The sequence below is a fragment of the Polynucleobacter sp. MG-6-Vaara-E2 genome, assembly GCF_018687695.1.
GTDB lineage: Bacteria > Pseudomonadota > Gammaproteobacteria > Burkholderiales > Burkholderiaceae > Polynucleobacter.
This window is the reverse complement of sequence record NZ_CP061303.1, coordinates 930,209-949,938: the sequence shown is the minus strand read 5'-3', so window position 1 is coordinate 949,938 and position 19,730 is coordinate 930,209. Positions and strand designations below refer to the sequence as shown.

The window sequence follows — 19,730 nt, the reverse complement described above, 5'->3', positions numbered from 1 at the left end:
ACGGTATGAGTACATTTAAGCTTTGTGGTTTTAACGTTGGCTTAGATCAGCGCTTCTTCCTGATTGCCGGCCCTTGCGTTATTGAGTCTGAGCAATCTGCAATTGATATTGCGGGGCAACTCAAAGAAATGACTACAACCCTCAAGATTCCATTTATCTATAAATCCTCTTTTGATAAGGCGAACCGTTCATCTGGCACGTCTTTTCGTGGCTTGGGGATTGATAAAGGGCTTGAGATTCTTGCTAAGGTTAAAAAACAAGTTGGTGTTTCTGTTCTGACGGATGTTCATGATATTAGTGAAATTGCTGCTGTAGCCGAGGTCGTAGATGTGTTGCAAACACCCGCCTTTTTATGCAGACAGACTGACTTTATTCGAGCTTGCGCTCAGAGTGGTAAGCCTGTGAATTTTAAAAAAGGCCAGTTTCTTTCCCCTCATGAAATGCTCAACGTAGTTGAGAAAGCGAGGGCAGCTGCTGCAGAGAAAAACCTACCAGACCAATTTATGGTCTGTGAACGCGGTGCTTCATTTGGTTATAACAATTTAGTTTCCGATATGCGCAGCTTAGCTATTCTGCGCGAATCTAAGGCGCCAGTAGTATTTGATGCTACCCACTCTGTCCAGCTTCCAGGCGGCCAAGGAAATTCCAGTGGCGGTCAAAGAGAGTTTGTTCCAGTTCTCGCGCGTGCAGCCGTTGCTGTTGGTATTAGCGGGCTCTTTATGGAGACGCATCCTGATCCTGCTAAGGCTTTATCAGACGGCCCTAACGCAGTGCCCTTAGATCGCATGAAAGAGCTATTAGAGTCTTTGCTTGCAATCGATACGGTTATTAAATCTACAGGTTCTTTTTTAGAGAATAGTTTTAAGTAATTTCATTTTGTTTTGAGGAGAAGGTGCATGAGCGCCATTGTTGACATCATCGGCAGAGAAGTACTAGATTCACGCGGTAACCCAACGGTAGAGTGCGATGTATTGCTTGAGTCCGGTGTGATGGGTCGTGCTGCAGTTCCATCCGGCGCATCTACTGGGTCACGTGAGGCAATTGAATTGCGTGATGGTGATAAGTCACGCTATTTAGGTAAGGGTGTTTTAAAGGCGGTTCAAAACATCAACGTTGAAATTGCAGAAACCATTTTGGGTCTCGATGCTAGCGAGCAAGCTTTCTTAGACAAGACTTTGATTGACTTAGATGGCACCCATAACAAAGCGCGCCTAGGTGCGAACGCTACCTTGGCTGTTTCTATGGCTGTTGCCAGAGCAGCAGCTGAAGAGGCTGGTTTGCCTTTGTATCGCTATTTTGGTGGGTCAGGTGGTATGCAATTGCCGGTACCCATGATGAACATTGTTAACGGTGGAGCCCACGCTAATAACAGCCTTGATATCCAAGAATTCATGGTGATGCCTGTAGGCGCAGAAAATTTCCGTGATGCTTTACGTTGCGGTGCAGAGATTTTTCATGAGCTCAAAAAGATCATTGGCGCACAAGGTATGCCAACTACCGTTGGAGATGAGGGCGGTTTTGCGCCAAATTTCAAGAGCAATCAAGAGTGCTTACAAACCATCATGAAAGCCATCGAGGGCGCAGGCTATCAAGCGGGTGAAGATGTTGTTTTAGCCTTAGATTGTGCAGCTAGTGAGTTCTATAAAGACGGCAAGTACCATCTATCAGGTGAAGGTTTGCAATTAACATCCAGTGAATTTTCCGATTACCTTGGAAATCTAGCCGATCAATTTCCAATCGTTTCGATTGAGGACGGCATGCATGAGAGTGACTGGGATGGTTGGGCTGATATCACTAAGAAGCTTGGCAACAAGATTCAGTTAGTTGGTGACGATCTATTTGTTACCAACACACGCATCCTAAAGGAGGGTATCGAAAAAGGCATTGCCAACTCTATTTTGATCAAGATTAACCAGATCGGTACATTGACTGAAACATTTGCAGCGATCGAGATGGCTAAGCGAGCTAACTACACAGCGGTTATCTCTCATCGCTCTGGCGAGACTGAAGATAGCACTATTGCTGATATCGCTGTTGGCACTAATGCCGGTCAGATTAAGACAGGATCTTTATCTCGCTCTGATCGTATTGCCAAATACAATCAGCTCTTGCGCATTGAAGAAGATTTGGGTGATGTAGCCACATACCCAGGCAAATCTGTTTTCTATAATTTGAAGCGCTAAGTAGCCCAGTCTCAATGCGTTTAGTCATCTACTCCATGCTGGTATTGCTCATTGCAATTCAGTACCCACTCTGGCTGGGTAAGGGTGGATGGCTCAAGGTATATGAAATGGAAAAGCAAGTAGAGCTTCAAGAGGCTAAAAATAGTCTTCTGGCACTACGTAATGCAAAACTGGCCGGCGATGTTAAGGATCTAAAAGATGGCACACGTGCGATTGAAGAGCGGGCTCGTGTTGAGCATGGCCTCATCAAAGAGGGGGAATTCTTTGTGCAAATCCTGCCAGCAGAAAAAACTACCCCAGCTCAAGCGACCAAGCAGTAGCCTTCTTAATGGCCACCAGAGGGTGGTCTTGTTGCATCGCTTAATGAATCTGTTTTGAAAACTTGCAAGCAATCCACTGCATCAAAGCGATAGGGTTTTGAGCAAAAATCACAGATTGTCTCTACGGATCCTTGTTCTGCAAGGATGTTTTTGACCTCTTGCTCACCAAGCATACGCAATACATCGGCTACTTTGGTTCGCGAGCAGCGGCAAGCAAAACGAATTTGACGGGCAGGGAAGCTGCGCACTCCATTTTCAGTAGACTCTTCTAAAAATAGACGTCTCAAAATCGTTGCTGGAGGCAAAGTAAGCAGCTCTTCATTGGTAATCGTCTCACCAAGGGCTTGAATGCGTGACCATCCTTCGGCAGCAACTTGAGGGTCTAAATGTGCATGACCACCAGAATCTGGCAATCGCTGTAACATTAAGCCGCCTACATTGGTGTCATTGGATGTTAACCAAATGCGTGTATCCAACTGTTCAGAATTTTGCATGTAGAGAGCGATGGCTTCAGCCGCACTGGAGACGGGTTTGGACATGTCGCCACGATGATCCTGAAGAGCCACAATTCCTTGATAGGGTGCTTGGCCTGGCTCTCTATTCGAAGGGTCGAGTGTAATAACCAATCTACCGCTATTACTCGCATCTAACAAATCACCCAGCGTTGCGTTATCCGCAACTTGTGATGCATCAACGGAAAGCTTAACGGTTGCCCGCATAGAGAGATCTGACTTACATTCCACTACCAATAGTTGAATAGGTCCCTTGCTTTGGGCTTGAATGATGAGGGTGCCATCCAATTTCAAGCTGGCACTCAAAAGGGTGGCAGCGCCAACAAAATCCCCCAAAATACGGCGTATTGCCGGGGGATCATTACGACGCTCTAAAACAGCCTGCCAAGCGGACCCAATAGAGACAATTTCTCCGCGCACTGGGGCGCCATCACACATAAATACAAGCAATTCATTCATGCCTCAAAGTATCCACTTTTTTTGAATTCCCTGTCCATTTTTGCCGACCTGAGATAATAGAACTTATGCATATTCGTACACGTTTCGCTCCCAGTCCTACAGGCTTTATCCACTTAGGAAACCTCAGAAGCGCCCTATATCCGTGGGCCTTTGCTCGCCACAATAAAGGCGACTTCATATTGCGTATTGAAGACACCGATATAGAGCGCTCCACACAAGAAGCTGTTGACGTCATCATTGAAGGCATGGCTTGGTTAGGTATGGATATTGATGAAGGCCCGATCTATCAAATGCAACGCATTGATCGTTATCGCGAGGTCATCAAGCAGATGTTAGATTCTGGTCTAGCTTATCCATGCTACATGAGCGAGGAAGAGCTTAATCAACTGCGCGACCAACAAATGGCCAATAAAGAAAAGCCACGGTACAACGGTCTTTGGAGGCCTGAGCAAGGTAAGACTCTGCCACCAGTTCCAGAAGGTGTATTACCGGTGATTCGTTTTAAGAATCCCATCGGTGGTTCTGTTATTTGGCAAGATGCAGTGAAGGGTCAAATAGAAATCTCTAACGATGAATTGGATGACTTGGTGATCGCTCGACCCGACGGCACGCCAACCTATAACTTTTGTGTAGTTGTTGATGATCTGGACATGAAGATTACCCATGTTATTCGGGGTGATGACCATGTCAACAATACGCCTCGCCAGATTAATATCATGAAAGCATTAGGCGGAACACCCCCCATTTATGCTCATCTACCAACAGTTCTCAATGACTCTGGTGAAAAGATGAGTAAGCGTAATGGCGCGATGAGTGTGCGCGATTATCAAAAAGCAGGGTATTTGCCTGAGGCAATCTTGAACTACTTGGCGCGTTTGGGGTGGTCCCACGGTGATGCAGAAATATTCACTAAAGAGCAGTTTGTGGGCTGGTTTGATTTAGAGAGTTTGGGTCGTTCGCCAGCGCAACATAACCCAGAAAAACTACTGTGGCTCAATCATCAATACATTCAGAATGCTGATGCAACTCAATTAGCAGAGGCAGCAAAACCATTTGCTCACGCTTTAGGTATTGATACCGATAAAGGTCCCAATTTTGTTCAAGTAGTTGCTTTATTAAAAGACCGTGCAAATACTTTGATTGAGATAGCAGAAGGATCTAAATTATTCTATCTACCAGCACCTCAGTTAAATGCAGAACAAATTGCTGCAAATATTCCTGCAACTGTAATTCCAGCGCTTAAAGATTTAATTGAGGCCATAAAAAATGCTGAGTCTACGAAGGAGGCTTATGGTGCAGCGTTTAAACAAGTTTTGGCTCAGCACCAACTGAAAATGCCAGCCTTAGCAATGCCCGTTCGTTATGCATTATTTGCCACAACTCAGACTCCCGCGATTGATTCTGTCCTAGTGGTGTTGGGTAAAGAGGAGGCTGTAGATAGGCTCTCTAAGGTGGTCCTGTAGTCAATTTGCGCACTTGCACAAAAATAGGCTAAAATCTTGGATTGTTTTGAGTGTCTTGTGGTTTTATTGCGAGATTTCGGGGGTATAGCTCAGCTGGGAGAGCGCTTGCATGGCATGCAAGAGGTCAGCGGTTCGATCCCGCTTATCTCCACCAAGCATTTAAGGCATCAGCAGTTAGTAGTAGTCCAGGTCCCCATCGTCTAGAGGCCTAGGACATCACCCTTTCACGGTGAGTACGGGGGTTCGAATCCCCCTGGGGACGCCAAATCTTTTTGGTAGTAGTAAACGTTTTAACAGTTGTAATTTGGAGCGGTAGTTCAGTTGGTTAGAATATCTGCCTGTCACGCAGAGGGTCGCGGGTTCGAGTCCCGTCCGTTCCGCCAAATTCCAAAATAAAAAGCCTCCAAATTGGAGGCTTTTTATTTAAGCACTACCGCACTATAGAGTTCTAGCTTTCAGAGGTTTTGGAGACATGTCTGAGTAGTAATTCTCTAGTCCAATGTTTCCCCCAGCTGCGCGCGTAAGGAAGCGCAAGACTTCGTTCAAGACGATTTCACGCTCATTATCGATAGTAATAATGTGATAACTATTGCCTAACCATATTGTTCTTCTTAAATCAGATTTCGTATTTGCCAAGATTTTTTCAGCAGACCAAATGGAGCAAGTGTCATCCTCAACCGACTGGATAATCAGCAATCTTGAGGTGATTGAATCTAGATTCTTGGTGACATAGGACATGAGTCCTTTGGCTTCATGTAAATGACGCGCCGTGATCAAGGGTGCGCCAACTTCAGACAATTCATGTGCCTTGAATTTATCTCGAATGCGCCTGCGTAAATCAGGGTTCTTGATGCCAAAAGGCTCCCTCTCGGAATATTCCCAATTACGAATACCAATTTTGTAGGCAATATTAAGCAAAAATCGATACCAGGGCACTGACCAACCGTCATATCGCAGGACTGGAGACAGTAGGGCTATAGAAGAGATATCGATTCTTTGACTGGCAACCGCTAGAGCTAAGGTTGAGCCCATGCTAATACCTACAAGATTAATCGTTTTGAATTCACCTCTGAGTACATCAATAGTATTGTGAACTTGGCTGATCCAACTTTCAAAGGTATCAGCAGGACTACCATAGAGATAGCCTTGAATCTCCGGAATACGAGTTTCATAACCATTAGCATTTAAAAAATTAGGCAATTGCCCAAGTTCTAAACCACCACCGTTCAATCCTGGCAGTAGAATGGTGACGCTCTCTTTTAGATTCTCTATTGCATTTCGGTAAGGCATCTTTTACAGTGTCTCAAATAATGTATTGCTAAAGGATACACTGACTAAGGAATCCATGAAACACAATCTCAACGCTACTAGATGGTGCCCCAATAAGAGTGCTGGCTATCTAAATGCCTGTGTAGGGGTATTTTTTGCATTTTGCGTCAGATTGGGTCTCCAGCCTCATATTGAAGAGGCATTGCCGTTGTTCTTCTTCCAAATTAACACTATTGTGATTGCTTTCTTTTTTGGTGCTGGCCCAGCATTTTTAACCGTTGCTCTTAGCATTCCCTTGATATCCTATTTTTTTATGGCGCCATTTGGAGAATTTACTGTGCTTGATGCTAGAGATATCTCCACTTTATTCGTCTATGGCACCTATACATTGTTAGTTTCTTTCTTGGTGGAGTGGTTGCGCCGTGAGCAGTACAACGCCAAGATGGCAATATTAGTCAGCGAAACTCGATTCAAATTGATGGTTGAGGGTGACGCCAAAATTCGGGAGCTGATTAAGAGTACCCCCCCTCAAATCTAACTAATTAGATTTTTAGGCCTTCTAAATCCTTATTTGGATTTCGCTTTTGGGGCTGATTGATAAAGAGGTTCCACGGCAGGCATCAACTCTGTGAGTTGCTCAATCCGCGTTTCACCGGAAGGGTGGGTCGATAAAAACTCAAGAGTCCCTTTGCCCTGAGTCGCTTTATTCATTTTTTGCCACACACTAATTGCTGCATGAGGATTGTATCCAGCTCTAGCGGCTAACTCTAGACCAATAGCATCAGCTTCACTTTCATTTTGCCGCGAGTTTGGCAGCACTAAGATGTACTGTGATGCTTGGTTGGCGGCGCTTATAGCTGATCCGTAACTACCAGCCGCAGCCATCGCTATGTTGACAACGGCGCTTTGTGCCATAGCCTGAGATAAGCGTTCCCGACCATGCTCACGAAGCGCATGGGCAATCTCATGACCCATAATGGCAGCGATTTCATCATCGTTTAGATTGAGTTGCTCTATCAACCCTGTATAAAAGGTTATCCTTCCACCAGGCGCACAAGTTGCATTTAAAATTGGGGCATTGATTAATACCAATTCCCAATTCCATTGCCTTGTGTCATCACGAAATACTCCGGTTTGCGCAATAAGGCGGTTTGATATGGTCTTCAACCTGTCGTATTCGGGACCAGAGGTCACCAAAACGTTTTTTTCTTTAGCTTTTTGATTTTGTTCGTTATAGCTAATGGCGGATAAACGATCTACTTCGGTGGCAGATACGAGTAAGAACTGGGAGCGATTAATACCAACAGCCCCCGACCGAGTGGTATTAGCACAGGCCGAGAGGAGGGTGATAAGAGTAATACAGACAAATAACTTACAGCAAATTACTTTGAGCAGCATCGAATGAGATTATTTTTTCGGAGAGGTAATTGAAGCTGCCATTGCATCGTAGTAAATCACCTTGACCTGTTCGCCTACATTAACGTCAGCCAATAGCGCAGGATTCTTTACAACCACGGTAGTAACTTTGCCACTTGGCCCTTTAACGGACACTAATTTTTTCTCACGGTTCACTTCAACAATATCCGCAATGATGGTGGTCTTGTTTGCAATGGTCTCTGCTGGCTTTTCATTTGCCTTAGATGTAGTAACGGTATTGGTTTCCACCTTGCTACGTACACCATCGCTTTTGGTTTTAATTAATTCGATTGCTACAGCCAATTGATAGGTTACGCTTAGGCGATCACCTTTCTTTATTTGATCAAAATTTTTGATTTCTGGCCCAGCTACGAACTTAGATTCACCTTCATTATTTTTGAATGTAATAGTTCGCGTCTTTTTATCGGTTTTGATAACGCTGCCCTCATAAAGGAGGTAACTATTATCAACAGCAGCAGCATCGATCACCATGGGCCTATTCTCAGCTGCAACAGATTGTGCAATCGCGGCAAATGAGCAGAGTAGGGCTGCTGCAAATGCCAGGAAGATTTGGGTTAATTTGATATTCATTATTTTCCTTATTTGATAAAAGTTATTTATCTCAATATTAGCCTACTTTCTATAGATTTCTGGCTCAAATTGCCTATTTAGAGACTTATGAAGGAATCTCACATCTTTGTTAACATTCTCTCCTTACCATCCCTCCCTCAGGTTTTCAATGCCAAAATTCGCCGCTAACTTGACCATGCTCTTCAATGAAGTTCCTTTCCTCGATCGATTTGAGTTGGCCGCTAAATCAGGATTTAAGGCTGTGGAATTTTTGTTTCCATATCCATTTCCTGCAGCTGATATCAAACAAAGATCAGATCAACATCAGCTCACCTTGGTATTACATAATTTACCTGCTGGTGATTGGGAAGCTGGAGAGCGCGGCATTGCATGCCATCCCGATCGCAAGGAAGAATTTCGTGCGGGAGTTGCTAAGGCAATTGAGTATGCTAAGGCGCTGGGTGTTCATCAGTTAAATTGTTTGGCTGGTAAGATTCCCACCGGCTCTGATATCACAGTCGTGCATGCAACTTTCGTAGAGAATTTACGCTACGCTACTAGTGAACTCAAAAAAGCCAATTTACGCTTATTGATTGAACCTATTAATACCTTTGATATTCCAGGATTCTTTTTGAATACTACTCAACAGGCAATTGATATTCTGGGTGAAGTGGGTGCAGATAATCTATTTGTTCAGTATGACATTTATCATGCACAAAGAATGGAAGGTGAGATTGCCAACACCATTGAAAAGAATCTTACAAAAATTGCCCATATTCAATTAGCTGATAATCCTGGGCGCAATGAGCCCGGTACTGGTGAAATTAACTATGCTTACTTATTTAAATCCCTAGACCATCTAGGTTATAGCGGTTGGATAGGCTGCGAATACAAACCGAAGACTACTACTGCAGCTGGTCTTGGCTGGATCAAACAACTGAATTCATAAAAAAATATTTTTAATCGGAGACGTTATGAGCAATCAACAAAAGCTGGGATTTATTGGTTTGGGCATTATGGGCGCACCAATGGCCCTGCACCTAGTTAATTCTGGCCATCAGGTATTCATTAATACGCGCAGTAAGGTACAGGACGATTTGGCTAATTCAAAGGCTATTCAATGTAAAACACCTAAGGAGGTTGCTGAGAACGCCGATATTATTTTTACAATGGTTCCCGATACTCCCGATGTTGAAAAGGTATTGTTCGGTGAGAATGGCGTTGCATCTGGTCTTGTCAAGGGCAAAATTGTTGTTGATATGAGCTCAATTTCTCCCATTGCTACAAAAGAATTTGCCAAGAAGATAAATGCTCTCGGTTGTGACTTCCTAGACGCCCCAGTATCAGGAGGTGAAGTAGGGGCTAAAAATGCAACTCTATCGATCATGGTTGGAGGCGATGAGGGTGTATTCAATAGAGTGAAGCCTGTATTTGAGTTAATGGGCAAGAACATAAACTTAGTAGGCGCCAATGGCGATGGACAGACCGCCAAGGTTGCCAATCAGATTATTGTTGCTCTCAATATAGAGGCTGTAGCAGAGGCTCTATTGTTTGCCTCTAAAGCCGGCGCTGACCCTGCTAAAGTTCGCCAAGCACTCATGGGTGGTTTTGCGGGCTCTAAGATTCTCGAAGTTCATGGCGAGCGCATGGTGAAGCGAACCTTTGATCCCGGTTTCCGAATTGAGCTGCATCAGAAGGATTTGAATCTGGCTCTTAATAGTGCGCGTGCATTGGGTGTCTCTCTGCCAAATACTGCAACTGCTCAAGAATTATTTAATTCGTGCTCAGCACACGGCGGCAAATCCTGGGATCACTCAGCGATGGTGCGAGCTCTTGAAAAATTGGCAAACTTTGAAATTGGTCAAAAAGCTTAAGGCCCAATTTATATGTCTTCAACGCTGTTAGTCTATCTTCATGGATTTCGCTCCTCGCCACGTTCTAGTAAAGCAGTGATGACAGGTGAGGCTATTAAAGCTTTATCAAGCGCCGCATATCCCATCGAGTGGTATTGCCCTCAACTGCTTGCTTCGCCAAAAGAAAGCATGGATATGGTGACTGCTCATATTGAGCAATCTAAAGCAGATCGTATAGTGATCATTGGATCATCCTTGGGTGGCTTTTATGCCAACCACTTAGCTGAAAAATATGCTTGTAAAGCAGTGGCACTTAACCCTGCAGTACGAGCAGCGCGTGAGCTTGCTCCTCATGTAGGCATGATGACTGCTTATGACAGCGATGAGCCATTTGATTTTCGCCCTGAATACATTGACGAACTCAAAGCGTTGCAAGTTGAAGCAATTACTAATCCTGGTCGCTATTTCCTGATTGCCGCTAAGGGTGACGAACTTCTAGATTGGCGTGAGATGGTGGATTTTTATTCTGGCGCAAAGCAGTTAGTACTGGAGGGTAGCGATCATGGAATCGCTGACTATGCAGAACACCTCCCAAAAGTCCTAGATTTCATCTCTGGAAAATAGCCCTTTATTGATTGCCTAGCACTTCTTCTGTAAGATGGTCTAAACGACTGCAGCTGTTTTTAGATCAGTCTAGAAAGGAGAGTTTGTGCTAAGCATCTTGAAATTAGACGCAGGTGGAATCCCCCAGGGTTGGGTTAACGCAGAAGAAGCCACCAAACAATACGCTGATAGTAGTGTGTTGTGGACCTTAGGTGATCCAATCATGCGAATGCGAGGCGGTATATCACGGTCAAGCGGCCTTCAGTCAGTTATTGAGCTGCACTCCATTATTGCTGTAAAGGGTACGTCAAAGATCAATCTTTTCGATGTTGTCCCCGTTATCACGAAGCACAAACTGTTTAAACGTGATCGTGGCTTATGCGCCTACTGTGGAGACGCTGTTCATGAAAATCATGCAGAGGCTGAGCACATCATCCCCAATAGTCATGGCGGTAAATACTCCTGGATGAATTTAGTGATCTCCTGCAGGGCTTGCAACCAACGCAAAGGTAATCGCACTCCTGAGCAAGCTGGCATGAGTCTTTTGTATACGCCATACTTGCCCAGCCTCTATGAAGATATGATTTTGAGGGGGCGCAATATTTTGGCAGATCAGATGGATTTTTTGGCCGCCAATCTTCCAAAAAATAGTCGCTTGCTTGAAGGATTTTCCTGAAAAGATCACTCGTGCAGTTGAGTTTTTCACCCATCATCCGCACACACTCGTTGCGAATTATTTTTCTTGCACTTTTAGTTTCGGTGCTTGGGCACTTTTTACTTTTTTTTGGCTTATCTTTTATTTCATTTGGAAGTTCTCCAGAGATAGCCGAAGATCTCATTATTAGGACGGAAATTAAAGCCGAGCCACCTCAAAAAATTCAGATGGCAAGATCACCTAAGAAGAAAGTTTCGGAAGAGAGTGTTTCTAACAGTAGTCTTGATAGCAATACTCTTAGTGGAGAGCAGGGCGGCAATATAGATCAGAAGGGCGTTGCTTTTAAATTACCTCTGCCGGGCATTCTTTACTACGATGCCTATGTTGACGGTCAGAAATATCAAACCGCTGAAATTGATTGGATTACAGAAGGTAATTCCTATCGACTCTATGTCAATATTCCCTATGCATTTGTTGGCCCCTTTGTATTTGAATCTCGGGGTACGGTTGACGGTTACGGTATTGCCCCCATTATTTATTGGTCACAGCGAGGCACTAGAACTCCACGCTACTCAAGATTTGATCGCGATGAAAAAGGAGGAGGGCAGATGTATTTTTCTGAAAAGCCAGAATTTACTCCTGCGATCGTGCCCGGCACTCAAGATCGATTTAGTCTCATGTTCCAGTTAGCATCTCTTTTGAATGGTAATAACAAGATAGATGACTCCGGAAGCATCCGCTCTATACCCGTTGTTGATTACAACACCCTTGAAAATTGGCAATTTAAAAGCTATGGAGAAGCCTTTAATGAGGATATTCCTAGCTTAGGGAAAACCGTAAATCGACACTACGCATTAATGCAAAGAGAAAATGATCCCTATAAGCGCCAAGTCGATATTTGGTTAGCAAAAGACCTGGAATGGTTGCCGGGCAAGATTCGATCCCTGGAATCGAATGGGCGAATTCTGGAGCTGGTGTTTAGGCAAAAGAATCCTATACCAGTGGGTGTAACCCCCTAAAAGCCAGAACCTGATATGGGGTGCTGATTTTGATTATTGTGTCCAAGCAATGCGCCCATCATGGTGTACAAAGCAGCGCCAGACATCGATACAGCAAAAATACCCGAGAAAGAAATAATGATCGGCAAGATACGCCATTGTTCTGCTAGGTTGTAGTTTCCATATCCCACAGTGGTATACATCTCGCCAGCAAAGTAAAAGGTTTGGGGATTCGTTGGAAATACCCTTAGGGCCACGCATATATAGGCCCATACAACGATTTCAGCCAAATGTATTGCAATGACCAACAATATGGCAATGAAATAGGAAAGAAAGCTAGCCCCAAAAATCCGGCGCCTTGTCATCAAATCATCGATGGAATGAAATGCTCCAGCAATACCTAATACTGCAATAGCGTGGATCGCAAGCATCAAGCATGCTGATACAACCATGACCCATATTTGACTGTTTCCCATATCTGTATTGATCTCATTAAAGAGCGTTGCAAAGCTGGGGAGGTCGGTATTGTGAAATAGGCTGAACATGAGATTTGTACCTAGGCTTTCCTACAGAAATATCTTATTTGACATAATAATGATTATACGCAAATAGGGATTAGGACGATTTGTTTGAAGTGTACTTCTGAGGCCCTGGATATGGCTGCTTATATAGCTTTTGCCAACGTGATGACAATGCCTCCGCTATCCAAGGCTTTTGATAAATCTCAGCAATCTCAATTACTGAGAAGCCATGGGAATTGCGCATCCGGATATCAGCACCGTTATCCAATAGGAGCTTAATGAGTTCTTCGTTGCCAGCTTGAGCGGCCATCATTAATGGCGTGGTGCCATTTGGGCTACGGGAATTTACATCTGCGCCACTAGTGACTAAAAACTGGGCAACCTGTAATTGACCTTTGGCGCATGCGTAATGCAAAGGTGTCCAGCCGATGTGATCAATCTTGGCCTTATTTTGCTGAACCAAGGTCTTAACAACAGGCAAATTACCGTCAATAGAAGCCATCATCAACGGCGTTTCTCCATACTTATTTGACAAATCAACATCAATTTTCTGGTCTTTAAGGAGGTATTCCGTCACTTTGGACGATTTGTCCCGTATCGCTATAAGTAGCATAGGGTCGCCTTTGGGATCCACCGTATTTGGATTTACACCTGCAGCCAACAAAGCTTTGACCTCAGATAAATCATCGAACTTTGCAGCCTTTGTGAAATCATTAATTTGGGCTTCTGTTTGGGCAAAAGTGAGTGAAGAAACGCCCAAAAGAGCTACTAAAGCAGATATTTTGAAAATATTATTAAACATTAATTAACTGCTCTATCTATTTGAAAACATTGATAAAAATTACTTGATGTACAGCTTGCCAACTCCTCAATAGATATGCCCTTAAGGTCGGCAATAAATTCACCTACTTTAGATACCCAGGCTGGTTCATTGGTTTTACCGCGGTACGGAATTGGAGCCAAATAAGGTGAATCTGTCTCAATCAGCATGCGATCCAAAGGAATCTGCTTACAGGTCTCCTGAAGGTCTTTGGCACTCTTAAAGGTCACTATGCCAGAGAATGATATGTAAAAGCCTAGGTCCATAGCCTTGCGCGCAACATCAAGGCTTTCGGTAAAGCAATGCATCACACCGCCAATACCCTCTGCACCCTCTTCCCTCAGGATTTTGATTGTGTCCTCAGAGGCGGACCGAGTATGAATAATGAGGGGCTTTCGGGCTGCAAGGGCTGCGCGAATATGAGTTCTAAATCGCTCCCTTTGCCATTCCATGGACTCATAGCTCCGATCCCCCATGCGGTAATAGTCGAGTCCCGTTTCGCCAATCGCAACGATCTTGGGGTGCTTTTTGGCGGTATCAACTAGAAATTCAAGGCTGGGTTCAGGCGTATCTTCATAGTCCGGGTGCACGCCAACTGAAGCGTAAAGATGCGGATGCTCCTGGGCAAGCTTGAGGACATTTGGAAAATCTGGAATATCTACGGATACACAAAGCGCATGGCTGACCTGCGCTGATTTCATATTAGCCAGCACTTCTGGAAGGCGCGCTTGGAATTCTGGGAAATCGAGGTGGCAGTGTGAGTCAATAAACATAACTCTATTTTAGTCTGCCTTATCTAAAGAAACTTGCCGCTATCCCTCAAATACTTGCTGATACTGGGATAGCAAAGCCTCAATCTGGATACGATTAGCTAACGGATGGTTTTCTGAGCGACGGGCTTGCACTAAGGCCTTCCAAAAAGCTAATAGTTTGGTGACCCTGGCAGTTTGGGATAGACCTTGTAGTGTGGGGAGATGTTTTGGGTAATAACGCGGATGTCCACCTTGTGAAACCATTTGAATATCGGAAACCCAGCGCTGCATTGTTGCCAGTAAAAATGAAAACTGGGCTTTATGGATCTTTTCAGCCGTTTCCAACCAAGGAATACGACCGCCCTGCGCCATGGATTGCAACAACACTCGAGAGGAGGCAATGGCAATTGTGAGTTCATCCTTCTCGTCCTTGTTGTGACGTGCAATGATCGATTCAAGAACGGCAAAGGGCGCCCCACCCTGCTCGTCATAAATCGTATCAATATCACCATCACTAATTTTGAGGTAGGGAATAGTTGTTACTTGGGACTTTAGCCAAGCCAATCCTTGGTTCCGATCAGGTCTGGGAGCTGTCAATAGTCGGCAACGTGAGCGGATGGTTGGTAAAACACGATCAACGCGATCGGCCAATAGAATAAAGATCGTATTAGCTGGTGGTTCTTCTAGCGATTTCAGCAAGGTATTAGCAGCATCAGAACGAAGTAGCTCTAAGGGGTAAATCAAGATCACGCGGTGACCACCACGATGCGAGCCAATCGAAAGACTCTCAATTGCGCTTCTCGTTTCCTCGATGGAAATATTCTTCTTCTCTTTTTTCTCGCTTGGTTCACCATCAGAATCATCTTTTGAGGCTTTACCACGTTTGGGCGTATCTTCAGATTCAAAATCTGCTTGTGGCAAAAGTTTACGATGCGTCTCTGGCACCAATGCAATAAAGTCTGGGTGATTGCCAGTATTAAACCAATGGCAAGCTTCGCATTGATTGCAAGGCTTAGGGCTATTACCTGCCTCGCAAAGCAAGGCCTTGGCAAGTTCTACAGCAAATGCGAACTTACCAATACCAGATTGCCCATGTAACAAAATGGCATTGGGTAACTTGCCAAAGTTCAGGCTATCCCATAGAGGTTTGAGCCACGGTGCTACCTGGCTTTCTTGCTCCATAGAAGACATGAGATCAGACATTTATAGATCGATCTTCAGAGATTGCAATTCTTCCCAAATGACTTCTGGGGTTTTAGTCGCATCCACTAGATGAAAACGCTTTGAGTCTTCTTTGGCGCGTCGCAAATATTCTTGACGAACTTTTTCAAAAAAAAGTAAATCCATTTGTTCAAATTTATCTGGAGCGCGAACTTTTGAGCGACGCGCTTCTGCTATGTCGCCGGGTAAATCGAAGAGGATTGTCAAATTGGGCTCCAATAAAGATCCATCGGGACGCCCCTGAACCCATTTCTCCAAATCATTTAATTTCTGGATACTCAGTCCGCGACCGCCACCTTGATAAGCAAAACTTGCATCAGTAAAGCGATCTGAAATCACAATTTTTCCTGCAAGCAATGCAGGTTCAATCACTTGGGCAATATGTTCTCGGCGAGCTGCGAACATGAGCAAAGCTTCTGTTTCCAGATTCATGGGGGCATCGAGTAATAATCGACGCAACTGTTCACCTAATGGTGTTCCACCTGGCTCTCGCGTTAGGATGACTTCACGATCTGGAAAACGTTGTTGCATGAGCTTGCAAAATGACTCGATGTGTGTACTTTTACCTGCACCATCTATGCCTTCAAAGCTGATGAAATATCCCAGAGATGTTGATTTCATATTAATTTTATTTTGGAGCTAATTTTCGCTGATAGAGATCAACGGCGGATTCATGTTCGTTAAGAGTTTCAGAAAAGTGACTGCTACCATCCCCTTTTGCAACAAAGTAAAGGGCCTTGCTTTGAGCAGGATGGACTGTTGCCAAAAGCGATTCTTTGCTGGGCATTGCTATTGGTGTAGGGGGTAAACCTTTGCGCATGTAGGTATTGTAGGGACTATCTTTACGAAGATCTGCCTTGCGTAAATTGCCATCAAACTGAGGCCCTATTCCATAAATGACCGTAGGATCAGTCTGCAACATCATGCCCTTATTCAGGCGATTAATAAAAACTGCTGCAACAAAGCCTCGATCACTGGATTTGCCGGTCTCTTTTTCAATGATGGAAGACAAAATGAGCAACTCATAGGGGGTTTTGAGAGGTGAATTAGCGGGCTTTTGCTCCCAAATTTGAGTAAGCTGCTTTTGCATAGCAAGCGAGGCACGTCGATAGATGCTGACATCAGATTCACCTGGATCAAAGACGTAGGTGTCAGGAAAAAATAGACCTTCATCATTTGGAAAACTCAGATTCAAGCTTTGCAGTAATGCATTTGAACTCAACCCTTTAGTTTGATGTACCAATGCAGGGTGTGAATCTATTAGGGCACGAAGCTGCCGTATGGTCATGCCCGGAATAATCGCAATGCTTTCTCTCACACGATCGCCGCGTGCCATCTGTAGCAATATTTTTCCTAAGCTAGCCCCAATAGGTAATTGATAGGTTCCTGGTTTTAACTTTGAGCCAACAAATAATGCTTTAGCGCTTACTTGAAATGCAAGTGTGTAAACAGATACGCCCTGATCCTGTAATTGTTTTGCAATGCTCGCCAGACTCGATTGCGGCGAAATTTTGACCTTATACGCTGGTATATCTTGAATGTTTGCTTGGCTTGGTACGACTGACCATAGAAATATGCCGCCGTAAACGAATACCAATCCGATGAGTCCAATCATGAGAGTCCTCAGGACAAGACGTTCCGTCTTTTTATTCATAAAAAGGATCTTCCCTGAATTTTTCCGTGCATCAGGCTATGATAAAAGGGAGATGACCAACATTAGCCAAAATACACATAATCAAGGGGAAATCCCCTCCTCTGGCCTATCCCCCCTACCTCAATGGGGGTTGATATTGGTAGAGGGGTCAGATGCCGCAAGCTTTTTACAGAATCAACTCACGAATTCAGTTTTAGGGCTGCGTCGTACCTTTTCGCCTCAAATCGCAGAAAGCTATGCAGCCACCAGACTAGTTGGATATTGCAGTCCTAAAGGGAGATTACTCGCAAGTGCGTGGATCACTTTAGTTCCAGTAAGTGAATCATCAGACGATCGCTTTGCTTTATTTATCTCTAAAGATATTGCGGCGAGTATTGCTAAACGATTAGCGATGTTTGTATTGCGATCTAAAGTCAAGATAACGGATGTATCTAATCAAATGACCATCTCGGGGTATTTTTCTGCAAGCAGTGAGATTGCAGAATTTGAAATAAATGACTCTGCGATTGGGCTGCGTTTACCGGATGTTTTTGTAAACAGTCAATCTTACGGTCGCATCTTGGTTGCTCAAGAGAACGCGGTACCAACTGAAGATCATTCCATGATCAATACATGGAATGATTTGGAAGTTCAAAGCGCCATTCCCCGAATCGTGCTGGCAACGCAAGAACAGTTTGTTCCGCAAATGATTAATTTTGAATCTGTTGCCGGAGTGGATTTCAAAAAAGGATGTTATCCAGGTCAAGAAATTGTCGCTCGCAGCCAATATCGCGGCGTAATTAAAAGACGTCTTTTTTTAGCTCATACCGATAGAGCCGCTGATCTAGGCCTCTTTGGTCCAGGAACAGAGTTATTTCATAGCTTGGACCCGAGTCAACCAGCTGGAATGGTGGTTTTATCGTCCCCAAGCGCACAAGACTTAAATCGGCTGGATTTACAGGTGGAATGCAAGTTGGAAGCGCTAGAAAAGGGTGAAATTCGGTTAGGAAGTGCTCAAGGACCTGTGTTAAAAATAGACGCATTGCCCTACCCTTTAATCGAAATCTAAATCCAGAATAACTACCCTCCTTTATGTGCCTCATTCTCTTCGCATGGAATTCGCATCCCGACTATTCATTAGTCGTTGCAGCTAATCGCGATGAGTTTTATGAGCGTGATACCGAAGGTCTCGCTTATTGGCCAGAGCATCCTCATGTCTTGGCGGGCAGAGATCGCGCAGATGTTTTGGGTAGCCCTGGTACTTGGTTAGGTTTTACCAAAACAGGAAAGTTTGCCGCCCTTACAAACGTTCGTGCGCCAAGCGAAAAAAATCCAGATGCCAGAACTCGCGGCGAATTATCTTTGATGTATTTAACAAGCAAAGATAAGCCAACTTCATTTGTTGAAGAAAACTCGAAGCGCTTTTCTCACTACAACGGCTTTAATTTATTAATGGCAGACCTTAGCGATCCTGCAAATGCGGAGATGCACTGGGTGAGTAATCGGATCTTGATGGGTCAAAATATCCGCCCTCGTAAAGTGTTTCCGCATCAGCCCCTGTCACCAGGTGTATACGGGTTATCCAATGCCATGCTTGATACCCCATGGCCCAAGGTAAATCATCGGGTTGCCGCCTTTGCTCAGGTATTAGCAATGGATCATGGTCAACTCAAGAGCGCGGACCAATATCTTAAAGTTTTGGCCGATACCCACCATGCCAGCGATCATGAATTGCCTAGCACGGGAGTTAGCAAAGAGTGGGAAAAAGCGCTCTCCCCTGCATTTATTAAGACCCCCTCTTACGGCACCCGTTCCAGCACAGTGCTCAGGGTGCGTAAAGATGGTCAATTTGAAATGGTGGAGCGACGTTTTGATGCAAGCGGTACCGTTGGCCACGACGTCATTACGGGCGCACTAAGTACTGCGCCAGGATCAAACCTGTCTGTTTAAAAACGCAGGTAACTTGAGTTAGTCTGAACGAAGATCTTCGTTCACAACACGGTCCCCTTTTGCATCTCGGGTCGGCAGGCGCTTAATGAACTGAAAGGTTCCTGTCGCCATGCAACATACTTCACCTTGATCGTTGTAGAGTTTGGCCTCACAAAAAGCCATTGTCGCGGTTCTGCGAACGGTATCTGCCTTAACGCGCAATACACCATTAGCAGCTTGCATAAAGTTGTTTTTTAACTCAATCGTGACTACGCTGCGGTCGCTGGGGTCGCCCGAACGTGCAGCTACAGCCATTGCCACGTCCATCAAAGTCAACAAAACACCGCCGTGTGCAACTGCCCAAGTATTGGTATGTTCAGGCTTGATTGCGAGAAGAATTTCCCCTTTGCCCATCTCTGCGCTCAGGAAGCGAACACCTAAGAGTTTTAGAAAGGGAACATTTAATTCCTCGCCTAAATTGGCTAATTGAGTTTGCGGATTAATTTGGACTTGTTTGTTCATATTTCAATTTTAGAGGCTTCAGCACCATTTT

Annotated in this window: 23 protein-coding genes and 3 tRNA genes; 15 read left to right on the top strand and 11 right to left on the bottom strand. The window is 44.5% G+C overall.

Annotated elements, in window-relative coordinates:
• The first annotated feature begins 5 nt into the window (after positions 1–5).
• From kdsA to ftsB, 3 genes are read left to right on the top strand one after another with little or no spacing between them, the layout of a single operon-like run.
• Positions 6–869 (top strand): 3-deoxy-8-phosphooctulonate synthase, encoded by an 864-nt coding sequence (gene kdsA / locus ICV38_RS05035; protein ID WP_215382623.1) that lies wholly within the window; start codon positions 6–8, stop codon positions 867–869.
• Positions 870–896: 27 nt separating this feature from the next.
• On the top strand, positions 897–2,183 hold the full coding sequence (gene eno / locus ICV38_RS05030) for a phosphopyruvate hydratase (RefSeq protein WP_215382622.1): 1,287 nt from the start codon (positions 897–899) through the stop codon (positions 2,181–2,183).
• Positions 2,184–2,197: 14 nt separating this feature from the next.
• Entirely contained in the window at positions 2,198–2,503 is a 306-nt protein-coding gene (ftsB, locus tag ICV38_RS05025; protein ID WP_215382621.1) for a cell division protein FtsB, read from the top strand.
• Positions 2,504–2,508: 5 nt separating this feature from the next.
• Here the strand turns inward: ftsB and ICV38_RS05020 are convergent, their stop codons facing one another.
• Positions 2,509–3,474, bottom strand: a complete 966-nt coding sequence (locus tag ICV38_RS05020) for an Hsp33 family molecular chaperone HslO (protein ID WP_215382620.1) — start codon at positions 3,472–3,474, stop codon at positions 2,509–2,511.
• A 65-nt stretch (positions 3,475–3,539) separates the two neighbouring features.
• On the opposite strand from ICV38_RS05020, the gene gltX reads away from it, so the two are divergent.
• From gltX to ICV38_RS05000, 4 genes are all read left to right on the top strand, one after another.
• Positions 3,540–4,937, top strand: a complete 1,398-nt coding sequence (gltX, locus tag ICV38_RS05015) for a glutamate--tRNA ligase (RefSeq protein ID WP_215382619.1) — start codon at positions 3,540–3,542, stop codon at positions 4,935–4,937.
• Between the two features lie 78 nt (positions 4,938–5,015).
• Positions 5,016–5,091: transfer RNA gene (locus ICV38_RS05010), tRNA-Ala, on the top strand.
• 35 nt (positions 5,092–5,126) lie between these two features.
• Positions 5,127–5,202: transfer RNA gene (locus ICV38_RS05005), tRNA-Glu, on the top strand.
• Between the two features lie 41 nt (positions 5,203–5,243).
• A tRNA-Asp gene (locus ICV38_RS05000) sits at positions 5,244–5,320 on the top strand.
• A 55-nt stretch (positions 5,321–5,375) separates the two neighbouring features.
• On the opposite strand, the gene ICV38_RS04995 is transcribed toward ICV38_RS05000, so the two are convergent.
• The gene (locus tag ICV38_RS04995; protein WP_215382618.1) at positions 5,376–6,227 is read right to left on the bottom strand and encodes a carboxylesterase; all 852 of its coding nucleotides are present in this window, start codon (positions 6,225–6,227) and stop codon (positions 5,376–5,378) included.
• 55 nt (positions 6,228–6,282) lie between these two features.
• On the opposite strand from ICV38_RS04995, the gene ICV38_RS04990 reads away from it, so the two are divergent.
• Positions 6,283–6,744 carry a DUF4118 domain-containing protein gene (locus ICV38_RS04990; protein WP_215382617.1) on the top strand — a complete coding sequence of 154 codons (462 nt, stop codon included), beginning with the start codon at positions 6,283–6,285 and terminating at the stop codon, positions 6,742–6,744.
• Between the two features lie 29 nt (positions 6,745–6,773).
• Here ICV38_RS04990 and ICV38_RS04985 read toward each other — a convergent pair whose 3' ends face one another.
• Together ICV38_RS04985 and ICV38_RS04980 are read right to left on the bottom strand one after the other, a co-directional pair.
• Positions 6,774–7,604 carry a M48 family metallopeptidase gene (locus ICV38_RS04985; RefSeq protein WP_215382616.1) on the bottom strand — a complete coding sequence of 277 codons (831 nt, stop codon included), beginning with the start codon at positions 7,602–7,604 and terminating at the stop codon, positions 6,774–6,776.
• Positions 7,605–7,613: 9 nt separating this feature from the next.
• On the bottom strand, positions 7,614–8,213 hold the full coding sequence (locus ICV38_RS04980) for a hypothetical protein (RefSeq protein ID WP_215382615.1): 600 nt from the start codon (positions 8,211–8,213) through the stop codon (positions 7,614–7,616).
• A gap of 148 nt (positions 8,214–8,361) precedes the next feature.
• Between ICV38_RS04980 and hyi the strand changes: the two genes are divergently transcribed.
• The 5 genes from hyi (at position 8,362) to ICV38_RS04955 (ending at position 12,322) form a co-directional block, all read left to right on the top strand.
• The gene (gene hyi, locus ICV38_RS04975; protein WP_215382614.1) at positions 8,362–9,141 is read left to right on the top strand and encodes a hydroxypyruvate isomerase; all 780 of its coding nucleotides are present in this window, start codon (positions 8,362–8,364) and stop codon (positions 9,139–9,141) included.
• Between the two features lie 25 nt (positions 9,142–9,166).
• Positions 9,167–10,066 carry a 2-hydroxy-3-oxopropionate reductase gene (gene glxR, locus ICV38_RS04970; RefSeq protein WP_215382613.1) on the top strand — a complete coding sequence of 300 codons (900 nt, stop codon included), beginning with the start codon at positions 9,167–9,169 and terminating at the stop codon, positions 10,064–10,066.
• Positions 10,067–10,078: 12 nt separating this feature from the next.
• Positions 10,079–10,669 carry a YqiA/YcfP family alpha/beta fold hydrolase gene (locus tag ICV38_RS04965; protein ID WP_215382612.1) on the top strand — a complete coding sequence of 197 codons (591 nt, stop codon included), beginning with the start codon at positions 10,079–10,081 and terminating at the stop codon, positions 10,667–10,669.
• A gap of 85 nt (positions 10,670–10,754) precedes the next feature.
• Positions 10,755–11,324 (top strand): HNH endonuclease, encoded by a 570-nt coding sequence (locus tag ICV38_RS04960; protein ID WP_215382611.1) that lies wholly within the window; start codon positions 10,755–10,757, stop codon positions 11,322–11,324.
• A 206-nt stretch (positions 11,325–11,530) separates the two neighbouring features.
• The gene (locus tag ICV38_RS04955; RefSeq protein WP_251368254.1) at positions 11,531–12,322 is read left to right on the top strand and encodes a DUF3108 domain-containing protein; all 792 of its coding nucleotides are present in this window, start codon (positions 11,531–11,533) and stop codon (positions 12,320–12,322) included.
• Here ICV38_RS04955 and ICV38_RS04950 read toward each other — a convergent pair.
• The 6 genes from ICV38_RS04950 to mltG form a co-directional block, all read right to left on the bottom strand.
• A complete protein-coding gene (locus tag ICV38_RS04950) occupies positions 12,319–12,846 on the bottom strand; it encodes an ion channel (RefSeq protein WP_215382609.1) in 528 nt (175 codons plus the stop codon). The genes ICV38_RS04955 and ICV38_RS04950 overlap by 4 nt on opposite strands.
• 70 nt (positions 12,847–12,916) lie before the next feature.
• Positions 12,917–13,624 (bottom strand): ankyrin repeat domain-containing protein, encoded by a 708-nt coding sequence (locus ICV38_RS04945; RefSeq protein WP_215382608.1) that lies wholly within the window; start codon positions 13,622–13,624, stop codon positions 12,917–12,919.
• Positions 13,624–14,415, bottom strand: a complete 792-nt coding sequence (locus ICV38_RS04940; protein ID WP_215382607.1) for a TatD family hydrolase — start codon at positions 14,413–14,415, stop codon at positions 13,624–13,626. The genes ICV38_RS04945 and ICV38_RS04940 overlap by 1 nt, the downstream gene beginning before the upstream one ends.
• Before the next feature lie 39 nt (positions 14,416–14,454).
• Positions 14,455–15,597: a DNA polymerase III subunit delta' gene (locus ICV38_RS04935; protein ID WP_251368252.1), complete on the bottom strand. Its 1,143-nt coding sequence runs from the start codon at positions 15,595–15,597 to the stop codon at positions 14,455–14,457.
• Complete coding sequence (gene tmk, locus ICV38_RS04930; protein ID WP_215382606.1) at positions 15,598–16,236, bottom strand: dTMP kinase; 639 nt, start codon at positions 16,234–16,236, stop codon at positions 15,598–15,600.
• Positions 16,237–16,243: 7 nt separating this feature from the next.
• Positions 16,244–17,269, bottom strand: a complete 1,026-nt coding sequence (mltG, locus tag ICV38_RS04925) for an endolytic transglycosylase MltG (RefSeq protein ID WP_215382605.1) — start codon at positions 17,267–17,269, stop codon at positions 16,244–16,246.
• Between the two features lie 52 nt (positions 17,270–17,321).
• Between mltG and ICV38_RS04920 the strand changes: the two genes are divergently transcribed.
• Together ICV38_RS04920 and ICV38_RS04915 are read left to right on the top strand one after the other, a co-directional pair.
• A complete protein-coding gene (locus tag ICV38_RS04920) occupies positions 17,322–18,317 on the top strand; it encodes a folate-binding protein YgfZ (protein WP_215382604.1) in 996 nt (331 codons plus the stop codon).
• Positions 18,318–18,340: 23 nt separating this feature from the next.
• Positions 18,341–19,198 carry an NRDE family protein gene (locus ICV38_RS04915; RefSeq protein WP_215382603.1) on the top strand — a complete coding sequence of 286 codons (858 nt, stop codon included), beginning with the start codon at positions 18,341–18,343 and terminating at the stop codon, positions 19,196–19,198.
• 18 nt (positions 19,199–19,216) lie between these two features.
• Here ICV38_RS04915 and ICV38_RS04910 read toward each other — a convergent pair whose 3' ends face one another.
• Positions 19,217–19,699, bottom strand: coding sequence for a PaaI family thioesterase (locus ICV38_RS04910; RefSeq protein ID WP_215382602.1), 483 nt, complete (start codon positions 19,697–19,699; stop codon positions 19,217–19,219).
• Positions 19,700–19,730: the final 31 nt, after the last annotated feature.